General features: G+C 43.1%; 11 protein-coding genes. 7 read left to right on the top strand and 4 right to left on the bottom strand.

Features of this window, described 5'->3' with window-relative positions; genetic code table 11:
- The first annotated feature begins 133 nt into the window (after window positions 1-133).
- The 3 genes from MRK00_14060 (at window position 134) to MRK00_14050 (ending at window position 3,765) form a co-directional block, all read left to right on the top strand.
- A complete protein-coding gene (locus MRK00_14060; protein ID MDR4518490.1) occupies window positions 134-2,584 on the top strand; it encodes an ATP-binding protein in 2,451 nt (816 codons plus the stop codon).
- Window positions 2,550-3,206, top strand: coding sequence for a response regulator transcription factor (locus MRK00_14055; protein ID MDR4518489.1), 657 nt, complete (start codon window positions 2,550-2,552; stop codon window positions 3,204-3,206). Before MRK00_14060 ends, MRK00_14055 begins: the two co-directional genes overlap by 35 nt.
- A 94-nt stretch (window positions 3,207-3,300) precedes the next feature.
- Complete coding sequence (locus MRK00_14050) at window positions 3,301-3,765, top strand: hypothetical protein (protein ID MDR4518488.1); 465 nt, start codon at window positions 3,301-3,303, stop codon at window positions 3,763-3,765.
- Window positions 3,766-4,213: 448 nt separating this feature from the next.
- Here the strand turns inward: MRK00_14050 and dapE are convergent, their stop codons facing one another.
- Window positions 4,214-5,344: a succinyl-diaminopimelate desuccinylase gene (gene dapE / locus MRK00_14045; protein MDR4518487.1), complete on the bottom strand. Its 1,131-nt coding sequence runs from the start codon at window positions 5,342-5,344 to the stop codon at window positions 4,214-4,216.
- A 248-nt stretch (window positions 5,345-5,592) separates the two neighbouring features.
- Here dapE and MRK00_14040 point away from each other — a divergent pair, with 248 nt between their 5' ends.
- From MRK00_14040 to MRK00_14025, 4 genes are all read left to right on the top strand, one after another.
- A complete protein-coding gene (locus tag MRK00_14040; GenBank protein MDR4518486.1) occupies window positions 5,593-8,331 on the top strand; it encodes an acyl-CoA dehydrogenase in 2,739 nt (912 codons plus the stop codon).
- 1 nt (window position 8,332) lies between these two features.
- Window positions 8,333-10,141, top strand: coding sequence for a long-chain fatty acid--CoA ligase (locus MRK00_14035; protein MDR4518485.1), 1,809 nt, complete (start codon window positions 8,333-8,335; stop codon window positions 10,139-10,141).
- A gap of 247 nt (window positions 10,142-10,388) precedes the next feature.
- The gene (locus MRK00_14030; protein ID MDR4518484.1) at window positions 10,389-10,646 is read left to right on the top strand and encodes a hypothetical protein; all 258 of its coding nucleotides are present in this window, start codon (window positions 10,389-10,391) and stop codon (window positions 10,644-10,646) included.
- A gap of 344 nt (window positions 10,647-10,990) precedes the next feature.
- Window positions 10,991-11,284 carry a hypothetical protein gene (locus tag MRK00_14025; GenBank protein ID MDR4518483.1) on the top strand — a complete coding sequence of 98 codons (294 nt, stop codon included), beginning with the start codon at window positions 10,991-10,993 and terminating at the stop codon, window positions 11,282-11,284.
- Window positions 11,285-11,345: 61 nt separating this feature from the next.
- Here MRK00_14025 and MRK00_14020 read toward each other — a convergent pair whose 3' ends face one another.
- From MRK00_14020 to MRK00_14010, 3 genes are all read right to left on the bottom strand, one after another.
- Window positions 11,346-12,098, bottom strand: coding sequence for a PEP-CTERM sorting domain-containing protein (locus MRK00_14020; GenBank protein MDR4518482.1), 753 nt, complete (start codon window positions 12,096-12,098; stop codon window positions 11,346-11,348).
- A gap of 253 nt (window positions 12,099-12,351) precedes the next feature.
- Window positions 12,352-12,561 (bottom strand): hypothetical protein, encoded by a 210-nt coding sequence (locus tag MRK00_14015; protein ID MDR4518481.1) that lies wholly within the window; start codon window positions 12,559-12,561, stop codon window positions 12,352-12,354.
- Between the two features lie 119 nt (window positions 12,562-12,680).
- Window positions 12,681-13,754, bottom strand: coding sequence for a hypothetical protein (locus MRK00_14010; protein MDR4518480.1), 1,074 nt, complete (start codon window positions 13,752-13,754; stop codon window positions 12,681-12,683).
- Between the last annotated feature and the right edge of the window lie 30 nt (window positions 13,755-13,784).

Below are 13,784 nucleotides of genomic sequence, written 5' to 3'. Positions count from 1 at the left end.
TTATATCAAATAGAATAATTAATGAGTTTATTTATGTAACTATCCACAAATCACGCATACAGAACATGCCAGGGCAATGAAAAATATCTCCCATAAAAAGAAATATACTTTTCTTTCAATTCATGATAATCAGATGATAATCATCATTGGCGGCTTATTGTTAATAGGTCTGACCTTGGCGACTGGCATTGCGGTCTACGGCGTTATGCGACAACAGATAGAGTCATCTCTTGGCAGGGGTCTGGATGTTGCTTTACAAGGCAAAGGCCATTTGCTGGAAAGCCAAATCGAAAAAAGCCTGGCAAACGCACGTGCGCAAGCTTCTCATCCACTGTTGATTCAGGCGGTGGAAACACTGAGCACCCACTCCGACAGTAACGCCGCACACAGTGAGTTGGACCGCAATATTCAATTTCTAACCGAGACGGGTTTTGCCGCAATAGCTGTATTCGATATGCAGGGGAAAAAACTGTCTGAAGCGGGCCGCTTTTCAGATAATCAGGCGCACGCCTTGCCGCTGGATAATATGAATAACAGGTTATTAATTTGGGATAAGGAATTTATACTTCATTCCAGCGAGGAGATCATTGATCAGAATGGGCGCAGTATCGGGCGCATCACAATAGAGAGCACATTGCCACAGCTCAGTCGCAGGTTTGGCGAAATTCGGTCAATTGGTGAAAGCGGCACATTCGTGTTATGCGCGCCTGCCCAAGTAAATAATCAAAAAATGGCATGCCTGTTAAGTCAGGTTGACGGTATTAAATTCAAATATTTATCGCGTGCCACGGAAGGTGGTGTGCTGCCAATGGATTTTGCGCTTAGTGGAAAAAGTGGCGTTGTCGCGGTCAGAGATTACCGGAACATACCGGTTATAGAAGCGTATGCACCCCTCAGTGCATTTAGCCTGGGAATGATTCTTAAACTGGATGAAACAGAATTGTTCGAGCCTATCAGGGATAAACTAAAGATTATCATCGTGTATGTAAGTATTCTAATTATCGCCGAGATACTGCTATTAAACGGGTTCATACGCAGGCTGATTAATTCTGAGCGGGAAGCCCAACGCGCAAAAGAAGATGCAGAACAAATTTCCCTTGAACTGAGTCATAAAGAGACTCAGTTACAAGAGCGTTTAAAAGAAATTACCTGTCTTTATGAAATCCGGCGCAGTGTTGGAACAGAATTATCGGTAAACGATGTATGCCGTCAAATCTTAAAAAATTTAATTTCAGCAATGCAATATCCTGAGAAGGTTTCAGTAACGATTGAAATCGACGGAAGCCAGATCAGTTCTAATAATCACAAGTATCATCAAACACAAACATTGGTATCGAAGATAAAGGTCAATGGTAAGATTTGCGGACATCTCAGTGTTTTTTACCCTGATGATTACGCTTGCAAGGTATCGGAAGAGCAACGGCTCATCGACACCATCACAGGTGATTTGGCTGACTGGCTTGAGCGCAGGCAGGTTGAAGAGTTATTACACGAAAGACTCAAAGAAATTACGTGTCTCTACGAAATTCGCCGTAGCATAAGTCTCGAGATATCGCTCGAAAAAGTTTGCCAAAATATTTTCAAACACCTGATTCCGGCAATGCAGTTTCCAGAAATCGCATCGGCAGTTATTGAACTTGACGGCAGGCAATTTGTCTCCATAAATCACCATTCGCAAATTAATACAGAATCGTCCGAAATAGGACATGACGACAAAGTATGCCATGAATGTTACAAACAGCGGAATACAGTTGGACATATCTTGCGATCAGCCATTTGTGTCAGTGGCAAGGAGTGTGGCTATATCTGCGTTTTTTATCCTGAGGACAAACCGTATCTAATCCAGGAAGAGCAGAAGCTGATCGATGCCATCGCGAGTGATCTGGAGAGTTGGCTTGAACGCAAGCATCTGGAACAAGCGTTGGTGTTTATTGCAGAGGAACAGGCGTTTACAATCGGGCAGGAATTGCATGACAATCTGGGGCAGCAAATTGCTGCTGTCGGATATCAGGTTCGGGCACTGGAGAAAAAATTGCTTGCAGCCGGAAACGAAACAATGATAGCGATTGCGGCTTCAATAGCATCCCAGGTACAGACTGCGGTAATACAAATCAAACAACTCGCTCAGGGGCTATTGCCATTTGAGCTCGAGGCCAATGGCCTGGTTGCTGCACTCGAAAAACTTGCATCGAGAATTGCAAACACTTATTCAATTACCTGTAATTTTACAAACGATAATGAAACAAATATCAATGACAAGAATCTTGCGCTCAATTTTTATCGGATTGCCCAAGAAGCTGTAAATAATGCGATCCGGCATGGTGCAGCGCAAAATATCGAGATATCCCTGTCTTCCGGGAATGGAAAACTTTTTTTATCCATAAGTGACGATGGGCGTGGCTTTGTTGCTGAGACAAAAAGCGAGAAAGCATCCGGAATGGGCATTAAAATTATGCGATATCGTTCTAAAGAACTCGGCGCTAAACTCCAGTTTCTACCAAGAACTGGTGGAGGGACTGAAGTACGGCTGGAAATGGGATGGAATTATCATGACACATTCAAAAGCACAAATCCTGTTGGTTGACGATCATCCGATGATGCGTCATGGAATGGCGATGCTGATCGAAATGGAACCGGAACTGGAAGTATTTGCACAGGCAGGAGATGGTGAGGAAGCATTAAACATACTCAAAAACGACAATCCCGTTGATATTGTCCTGCTCGATGTCACGCTTAAAACCATTTCGGGGTTTGAAGTCATCAAAAGCATACATATTCATCATCCTGAGTTGCCTGTGCTGTTTATATCCATGCATGATGAAACGATATACGCCGAACGCGCCTTGCGTGCCGGAGCACGGGGTTATGTCATGAAACAGGAGCCGGGTGAAGTTTTGATTTCGGCAATACGGGAAGTTTTGAAAGGAAATGTCTATTTGAGCAAAAAAATGCATGCGAAATTGCTGAATCGCATGGTTGCGGGTAATGCTGAGCCTCAATCGCTTATCGACAGGCTTACACCCAGCGAATTCGAGGTGCTGCATCTAATCGGACTGGGGCACAGCAGTCAGGAAATTGCTGATTTATTGAAACGCAGCATTAAAACGATAGAAACACATCGGTTTAATATTCGTACCAAACTGAATTTAAAAGACAGCGCCGACCTGATACGCTATGCAACACGCTGGATTTCCGAAGAACAATAAAACCTATTTAATGGTTTCTCCTAGAATAAAACAATAGTTTCCCTAATCATCAAATCGTTCTGATTTGGATAGAATAAACCCGTGTTGAATTTACTTGGAGTCATTAATTATGAGATCAAACGCGAGTATCCACGCTGCTGTATTTTCTACGTTCTTTTTACTTATTGCTTGTGTACCTGTGACAGCGCTTTCATCTACACAAAACAGCCATCACAATCATGCTGCGCTGGCGGAACACTATGGGAATTTAGCTGCAGAAATGCAGGTTAAAGCACAGGAACAAAAAGAAATACTCAAAAACAAACCGCGCACAAGTTATTTTGGCAGAAATGGCCAGCATATTAAAAAACGTGTCGCGCAAAGAATACATAACTATGAAAAGGCGGCAGAAATAAATCTAGCAAAAGCGGCCGATCATAAAAGAATTGCCCAGGAACAGGCAAAGCATGAATTTTTCGGTAAACCTGGAGCTGGCAGTGAGCAAATTGACAAGGCCAAGCTCAGATCCAATGATTCTTCATCAGCAGAAGAGCGCACAGACTTTAAAGAATCTTTATAACAGCAGAAAATAGCGAGTAAAAACCTTATTCTAGTATCTGTATCGATCTGATCAGATAATGCCGCGATCAAGCGTTTATTTGATCAGATTTTTTCGTCGGAACTATCGAGGTAGATAACAGCTCCAACAGTTCATCTAATGGTAACCATTAGAACAAAATAATAGTTTCCCCAATAGGCTGAATATTGCAGGCCGATTAATATGACAGCAAGTTGCCATAATGTCAGTCTTGCTTGATTTGTTAAATGTATAGTGGCGCGCGAAAAATGATTATTTTTTCAATAACTTCATAATACTAGGACTCGCGTAATATGTATGACGGAACGAAAATTCATTACATCGTATTGCCAATACTTGTCTTAGCGGGGAAATATTACGCTGCATTGGCAATGCTGCTCGCATAGTTTTCTAATCCCAATTTCCAGTGGATGAAAATGTTGCGTGTTAATTAGCGTAATAATTTTTCCATGGTAATCCGGTAAATAGCCGAAAGCCGTTCAATATCGTCCACATGAACATGCTCGTTCAACTTGTGTATGCTTTCGTTGCAGGGACCGAATTCGACAACCTGTTTGCAGATATCTGCAATAAATCGTCCATCAGAAGTGCCGCCCGATGTTGACAGTTGCGGCTCGATAGCCGTAACCTGAATAATTGCTTCACGTATTGCGTTGGCCAGTTCGGCTTTCGGCGTTAGAAAAGGTCTGCCGGACAATTCCCAGTCAAGTTCATATTCCAGTTCGTGTTTATCTAGTGTCGCATATACGCTTTCTTTTAAAGAGTCCACTGTGCTGGCAGTCGAGAAACGGAAATTAAACAATATGTCCACCGTACCGGGGATGACGTTTGTCGCGCCTGTGCCGCCATTGATATTGGAAATATGCCAGGTGGTCGGTGGAAAATATTCGTTACCTTCATCCCATCGAATCTGCGCCAATTCGGCGATTGCGGGCGCCGCAAGGTGAATCGGATTTTTCGCCAGATGCGGATAGGCAATATGGCCTTGAATTCCTTTAACGGTCAGATTGCCGGAAAGTGATCCACGGCGGCCATTTTTAATGGTATCGCCCAATTGATTCACACAGGTTGGCTCTCCCACAATACAATAATCCAGTAGTTCATCGCGCGCCTTGAGCGCTTCCACGACTTTAACCGTGCCATCTTTAGCTGGACCTTCCTCGTCTGAGGTGATCAATAATGCAATTGAGCCGCAATGGTCAGGATGTTTCTCGACAAATGCTTCGATAGCGGTGATAAATGCCGCCAGAGAAGACTTCATGTCCGCTGAGCCACGCCCATATAGCTTGCCGTCTCTAATTGCCGGCACAAACGGATCGCTTTCCCATTGAGTCAGAGGGCCGGTTGGGACCACATCGGTATGCCCCGCAAAGCATAGTACCGGTGAAGTATTTCCGCGCCTGGCCCAGAGATTGTCGACCTCGCCAAAACACATTTTTTCTATTTTAAAACCAATTTTTTCAAGCCGTTGTAAAAGTATCTCCTGACAGCCGCAGTCCTCGGGCGTTATTGAACGTAATGCAATTAATTGCTGCGCCAAATCCAATGTATTATTGGTCATAAAAAAACCTTCAAAATAAAATAATAGAAATTAATCTGATGTAAACCTACAAAGTGTATGTATTAAGCAACACTTTTTACAAAAAACTTTATTGGGGGTGTAGGGGTTTATGTGATTATCATGTAAATTTACGGTTGCAACAGAATCTGAATTCTACACGTCTGATGAAAGACATGCATCGATGCCGTTCACGTAACTGAGGCAACTGGAAATTTAACTAACCAAGTTCGATCAATAAGGGGAAAAAGATGCTCCTGTCGCTATTTTATATTTTTTTGTCTTTACTGGCGGTCATCGCTTTAATTTTATTCGTTCCGATTTTAAGGCGTCTGATTGTGTCCAATCAGGTTTTAAAAATTTTTCGGAAAATGCTGCCGCAAATTTCCCAGACCGAGCAGGAAGCGCTTGATGCCGGGACTGTATGGTGGGACGGCGATCTTTTCAGTGGAAAACCGGACTGGAATAAACTTCTGGCCTATCCCAAGCCACAGCTCAGTGAAGAAGAACAGGCGTTTCTTGATGGCCCCGTCGAACAACTTTGCGAAATGCTGGACGAATGGCAAATCACGCATGATCTAAAGGATTTGCCACCGGAAGTTTGGCAGTTCATCAAGGATAACGGCTTTTTTGGATTAATTATCCCCAAACAATACGGTGGAATGGGTTTCTCGGCGCTGGCGCATTCCGAGGTGGTGATGAAAATCGGTTCGCGCAGTGGCACCGCAGCTGTAACGGTAATGGTGCCGAATTCGCTCGGACCCGCAGAGTTGCTGTTGCATTACGGCACGGACGAACAAAAGAATCATTACTTGCCGCGACTGGCCAAAGGGCTAGAAGTACCCTGTTTTGGCCTGACTTCACCGGATGCCGGTTCGGATGCAGGTTCAATCCCGGATTATGGCATCGTTTGTAAAGGTGAATTTGACGGTAAACAGGATGTGCTGGGTATGCGCGTCACCTGGGAGAAGCGTTACATAACGCTTGGCCCGGTCGCAACAATTCTTGGGCTGGCGTTCAGATTATACGATCCTGATCATTTGCTGGGCCAGAAAGAGGATCTGGGCATTACACTGGCACTGATTCCGACCAATACGCCGGGACTGAATATCGGGCGGCGTCATCTTCCTCTCAACGCCGCATTTCAAAACGGTCCCAATTGGGGCAAAGATGTATTCGTGCCAATGGAGTGGATTATTGGTGGGCAGGAGGGCGTCGGGCAGGGCTGGCGCATGTTGATGAACTGTCTGGCTGCTGGCCGTTCGATTTCGTTACCGGCAACCAGCGCCGGCGGCGCAAAACTGGCGGCAAGAACCAGCGGCGCCTACAGCCGGGTTCGCGTACAGTTCAAAACGCCAATCGGCTATTTCGAAGGCATAGAGGAAGCGCTGGCGCGTATTGGCGGCAATACATACATGATGGACGCGGCGCGCGTCATGACAGCTAATGCTGTCGATCTGGGAGAGAAACCGTCAGTGATTTCTGCTATTGTCAAGTACCACCTGACCGAGCGTGCGCGCCAGGCCGTCAACGATGCCATGGATATTCATGGCGGCAAAGGCATATGTATCGGCCCACGCAATTATCTGGGACGATCCTACCAGCATATCCCGGTAAGTATTACGGTTGAAGGCGCAAATATTCTGACGCGCAATATGATTATTTTTGGGCAGGGTGCGATCCGCTGCCACCCGTATACCTTGCAGGAAGTCAATGCAGCGCATGACCCTGACAAGAAACGCGCATCAATAGCCTTTGATGCGGCACTGACAGGACATGTTTTATTCAGTACGCGCAATACGGTGAATTGTATCGTGCATGGTTTTTTCGGCAAATATTTAAAGGACAGCATTCCAGAGAACTGTCTGCCGGAGATGGCGGTATATTATCAACAACTGACACGTTTTTCGGTGAATTTCGCGTTTCTTTCCGACATTGCGCTGGTAAAACTTGGCGGCGCACTAAAACGCAAGGAGCGGTTGTCTGCCCGCCTGGGCGATATTCTCAGTTTACTGTATCTGTGCTCGGCAACACTCAAACGATTTGAAGAAGATGGTCGTCCTCAAGCCGATCTGCCCTTATTGCACTGGTCAATACAGGATGCAGTTTATCGTATTCAGCAGGCATTTGATGAGTTTTTAAGCAATTTTCCCGGCAACAAAGCTTTTGTATGGCTGCTAAGAAAATGGATTTTCCCGTTAGGCAAACCTTATTCTCTGCCCTCTGATACACTGGGGCACGACATTGCACGGCTCATGCTGGAACCCGGTGAAGCACGCGACCGGCTAACATCCGGCATTTATGTGCCGGCAGCGCCAGGTGAACCGCTTGCCGTTCTGGAACAGGCCTTGCAATGCGCTATCGAAAGTGCGCCAGTCGAGTCCAAGGTGCGCAGTGCAGTAAAATCCGGGAAAATTACCGCACAGGGCGAGAAAGATCAGATTACGCAGGCATATCATCTGAATGTCATCAACGCTTCCGAATTTGAATTGTTAAAACAAATGAAAGAGCTGCGTAGCCGTGTTATCAAGGTTGATGATTTTTCGCAGGATTTTGCGTATGAACCATCCGATCTAAAAGGTGAGGTAGCGCCGACAATTTCAATTCCACCGACACCACCAGCGCCGTCTGAGCCTGCGCCAACGATTACGGATTATACGGAACCTGAAGAATCCGCGGATTCAGAGGAAAATGCAACGCAAAATCAACCAATCGGCGGAATTGAGCAATCCAAAATTTTTGAATCCGGTCAGTTAAGCGAAATAGCGGCTTCGGATATATTCGCAGAACCTGAACCGGAAAAGAAAGACCATGACATGGAAACCGCAGCATCAACTGCAGAAACCGAAACTGGTGCAAATATGAAATCCATTCAGCAGACGCCTAAAGCCGAGACTGTTGATACAGCTTCCTCAACAACCGAAAGCCATCGTAGCGAAAACGGCGGTAAAGGTGACGAAAAAGAATCGCAGACAAATCAGGCCAGGTAAGATGGATCATATTATTACGGTTGAACAGGCAAAAACACTCGACGGTTTATTCAGGGAGCGGGTGCAATGGACGCCAGAGGAAATAGCCTATCAATATTACGATGATAAACAGCAAGCCTGGAGCGCCTACACCTGGGCGCAAATGAACGCGCAGGTTGCCCGCTGGCAGGCTGCGCTGATCAGGGAATCGCTCGCGCCGGGTGATCGCGTGGCCGTAATGATGCGCAACCGGCCGGAATGGGTTATGCTCGATCAGGCGGCGTTGGGTCTGGGGCTTGTTGTTGTGCCATTTTACACTGAAGATCGTGCCGAAAATGTGGCCTATATGCTAAACGATGCAGGCGTAAAGCTGTTACTGCTGGAGAAGTCCGTACACTGGCAGGAAGTAAGCGAAACCAGTAGTAGTGTTAGCAGTTTGCAACGCATCGTACTGGTTGAACCTGATGGTGAAAACCATGCGACATCGTTGAGTAATAATCGGTTAATCACATTATCAGACTGGCTTCCGAACAGCGCTGAAGCGGTTCAACATATCAACAGCGATCCATACAGCCTCGCCACCATTATCTATACTTCCGGAACCACAGGCAAACCCAAAGGAGTCATGCTGAATCATCACAACATACTGACAAATGCATACAGCAGCTTGCAGGTTGTAGAGGTCAATCCGGACGATTTATTGTTATCATTTTTGCCACTGTCGCATACTTTCGAACGAACAATTGGTTACTACCTGCCGATGATGTGCGGCGCAAAAATCGCTTATGCGCGTTCAATTCCACAATTGCAGGAAGATCTGTTAACAATTCGTCCAACCATTTTAATTTCAGTTCCCCGGATTTATGAACGCATCTATGCTGGAATCCGCACCAAGCTTGCGGAAGGCGCTTCATTTGCCCGCTGGTTGTTTGATTTTACTGTGGATGTGGGTTATGCACGATTTGAACATCAACAAAAACGTGCTTCCTGGCGGCTATCGTTTTTATTATGGCCGTTACTGAATAAACTGGTGGCTTCCAAACTCATGGACAAACTGGGCGGAAAATTGAATCATGCCATGAGCGGTGGTGCTGCTTTGTCCGCCGAGATATCACGCGTGTTTATCGGTCTTGGACTGCCTATACTGCAAGGGTATGGCATGACAGAAAGCAGCCCAACCGTTTGCGTAAACCGTCACAAGGATAACGTGCCTTCGAGCGTTGGCCTGCCAATTCCCGGCGTTGAAGTTAAGCTTGGGGAAGAGGGGGCTTTGATGATCCGTGGACCGAATGTCATGATGGGCTACTGGAATAATCCCCAGGCGACAGAAGCGGTATTGTCACCGGACGGCTGGCTGAATTCGGGCGATGTCGCATCGATTGACCAACAGGGTCATGTAACAATTACCGGACGTCTGAAAGACATCATCGTTTTGTCTACCGGTGAAAAAGTACCACCGGGCGACATGGAAGCAGCCATTTTGCGTGATCTGGCATTTGAACAGGCGATGGTTATTGGTGAAGGGCGTTCCTATCTGAGCACGCTGGTGGTCCTGAACTCGGACAACTGGAAAAAATATGCGGCTGAACGGGGCATAGCAGCAGAAGCTGAAAATGATGAGCAAAAAGAACAGATTGAGGAGGCTCTGCTTGATAAAATTACCCATTTAACCCGGGAATTTCCCGGCTATGCCCGTATACGCAAAGTTGCAGTCATACCAGAACCCTGGTCTGTCGATAACGAAATGCTGACGCCAACGCTGAAGCTCAAGCGTTCAAAAATTATGGCACATTATAAGGATCTCGTTGAGACAGTCTATGAAGGCCATTAACAACCCGATAACGTTCACTAACGCAATCTAAAGATAGTTGCATATTTTTGACATACTTTCAGGGCAAGCTGGATTTCTTAAATTTTTTTAAAATAATCCGTCTATAAATACCAAAGACAGGCCGGTGCCATTTATTCAGATTTTTCTTTTTTTTGAAATACGGCTTTTTTATAGATGTTTTCATCGCCTGAAAAATTGTTTTTTTTGGTTTAATTTAATTTTTAGTTTTTTTTCAGAGAGTATACGAATGACTTTAAGAGCCCAAATCAAAGAGTTTAATAATTACCTGAAAAATAATGAATCTGTTCTGGATAGAGACTTCAAGCATGTTGCAGATAAAATTCAGTTGCATTGGGGATATCCAGAATTTTATCCTTTCATAAACAAATTGTTCGTTACTGATTCAGAACGTAAAAGAGGTGGCTTTCCCCCGGAAGTGATGCAGGAAATTTATGCGCTACACGAAATACATTCTAAATTGTTTCCACTAGAAAATTCCAAATAAAAATATTATATTCAAGTTGAAATTCTGATCATCGCCTGAAAGCTTCTTCTACTGCATACTGTTTTGGGCATACTTGAATTAACACACCTTCAAAAAAACCTCAGGTTATATAATACTTGATAGACGGAAAATCGTACTAATCCAATGTGTCACGTATCATCATAGACCATATCCAAGTTGCAATGCTGCATTGTGTCTTCTTGCTTCACTCTTTGGTGAAATATCCAAATCAATCTGCCAGTACCCAGATTTCCTCCACATTGAATCAGTGTAAGGAGTATCAAGATGAAAGCACCTTTACTTGTAAATCTTGCGCCGGCAATCAGTACCGATGTCTGTCGCTGGTGCTTCGAGTACTGGGGCATGGCGCTTCGCGAGAGCATGCACGTCCCATATTCCACGTACTTGCCCTTGCCTGGTATAAAGCGTCCAATAGTGAACGACCTGTGGTCGTAGACGGATTCAGTCGATATAAAACCGAGGCCGGAATAACCGCTCATTTTGATCCATTGGCGCAGCCCGAACGTCGGCTGATACCAGATGGTGAGCTTGGACAACAGGTGTTGGCCGAAACAAACTACTACCATAAAACAATGCGGTACAATCTTCACCGTAAAATACCAGGTGATAAGCAGTAATAATAGGCCTCCCTTTACTGCATGGAGGCGTTAATAGATTATTCAGTTAAGTTTTCCTTATTTATGTCCTTCTATACTTCATAAGCCCAATTAATCCAATACCGAGTAGAATCAATATAGATGGCTCTGGGACTGTTGTAGGTGGTGGGGCAACCGTTTCTTCTATTCCTGCATAAAGCACTTGGGCTTGGCTATAGTTGTAAAAACCAAAAGAACCATTGTTAAAAGAACCTGTGATACTCAATTCCTTTACATTATTTACAAATACTTCTACTAATGATGATGTAAATACTAAATCAAAATGATAAGTTGTATTGTCTAGCCACCCTGTACTACCAAGAGTAGTTGCCCGTTGAAGTTCGTCTACGCCATGAGCACTACTATGTAACCATGCTCCTGCACCGTCAGGAAGTACATCGGTTACACGTGATATTGATAGGCCAGCCAAGGCAGTTCCACCAAAAAATCCACCTTGATTTGCTTGTTTCCAATCAATGAGCAAATAATCAGATGATGAATTTCCTAAATCACCAGCATTATAACCAAGTACAAAACCAATAAAATCATCATCCCCAGTAGTCTGTACCGTTATTTCACCTGACAATTTTAACCCTTGGCTATTCGTGTTATTGTAGAACACAGTTGGGTCACCATTCAGTGATTGTTTAACAGCATTATTTCCGGTTTGCAAAGTCCAATTTCCGCCTCCTTCTGCTGTCCATGAAGATAAATCAACAGGAACTGCGTTGACTGGTGCAACAATTCCTAAAGAAAAAATTCCGGCGCAAAGCACGCCACTTAACGACTTATTCATAACGCTCCTTGTATATATTAATAATTTTAATTTGTTGTATTGCTACACAGATAAAAAAGCAAAAATCATACCTGGATTAATATCCTTTTGTTATCAAATTGTTATATTTGATGCTGCATGGTAATTCCTGTGGAGTGTAAAAAATTCCGACTCTATATAACCTTGGTTTGTGGAGTTTTAAGCACTCCCTAACTTGGATAAAAGTTAACGGGTCACGTCAATACTACCTACGCAATATTGCTAATAATTTATATTATGTAATATTATGGAGAAAAGCTATGAAATTGCTTTGTGCTTTTTCCGGTATTATTCGAGGCGTTCCCGGCGTGTCTGTTTCGCAGATTATCAAGATGCCGACATAAAAGTCGCAATTCTTCCGGATCAATGCCTGCAACAAGCAGGCGTTTTTTTTCCTTCTCGACATAACGGTAATATCGCCGCTTTGCGCTAGAGTTGCGAGCATAGCGAATAAACCAATAGTGATTATATAACTTCGAGAACATATTTATAAAATGATAAAAATTATATTTACGTTCTATTGAAAACTAAATTTACACTTCGAAAAATAGGATTATTACTTTGCTATTTTGTGCCAATTATTTTAGAAACTTTTTCTGAAATAGTAGAAATGTTTTGTTGCTCGATCTTTGCTTTTTCAATCTCTGCAGTTGTTTGTCCTTTTTTAAGTACAGCGTTTCTTTCAGTATTTAGTAATGTTGATACTACACTTGTAGTAGTATCTTGGTTGTCATTACACATTGCAAGTTTAAGTGCAGAAAATTTAGATTCAATATTGGTAATTTCGTTTTGGAAATATTTGATTTCTGACAAGCTTTCCTTATATAACTTTAAGAAGAAGAACGCAAATATCTCTATAAGAACAACAAGAGATAACTTTGGCAAGAAATACGCTAAAAATGCTACTTTATCTTCGGGTATAGAATCAATTTCTAACACAAAATATCCAAGAACGATTAACCCTAATAAGGTGGTTATAATACCCAAAGCAAGATTTAAATTACCCCTTCTACCTAAAGTGCTTATTTCAGAATCAAGTCTGCCTAACATCCTTAAAAAAATTTCATCTAAATTCTCATGTTTTTTAAATTTTTCAATTCGACTTTCAATAGAATCAAAATACTCCTTAAAGGCTTCATCATTTGACTTTTCAAGTAACTCTAATTTTAATTGATCAACTATTTCTTTTTTCTCATCCGGATCTATTGATTCTAAATTTAGTGATACCTTTTTGTGAATTTCATCTATTTCATGTTGAATTTTAAATATTTCAGCGGTTCTAGAGTCTATAAGTTTTTTACAATACTCCTTAATATGGCCATAATCTTCAATAGAAGGAGATATGTTAGACATCTTAACATTATTGCGATATCCTCCTGTTTGCAAATAGATAACAATCCAGCCGGTACCAGCAACAAAGATACTAAATGGTATTGCAATCTTAAGCAATTCTTTCAAGTTTTCATTTGGGTCGGTATACTGTTCTACATTCGTACCATCTGAACTAAAATTTATAGTATTAACTGTTTGTATTTCATCAGTTAGCAAAAGGTAAGTCACTAAGCCAGTTATAGCAACTATCGTACTTGCTGCAGTAAGTAGAGTAAAAAGCCCAAATTTAGTGAAAAAACTAAGCATACGCATATTTTAAGATTTATTGTATTTTTA

The sequence above is a fragment of the Nitrosomonas sp. genome (assembly GCA_031316255.1).
Classification (GTDB): domain Bacteria; phylum Pseudomonadota; class Gammaproteobacteria; order Burkholderiales; family Nitrosomonadaceae; genus Nitrosomonas.
This window is presented reverse-complemented; position numbering and strand designations above follow the sequence as displayed.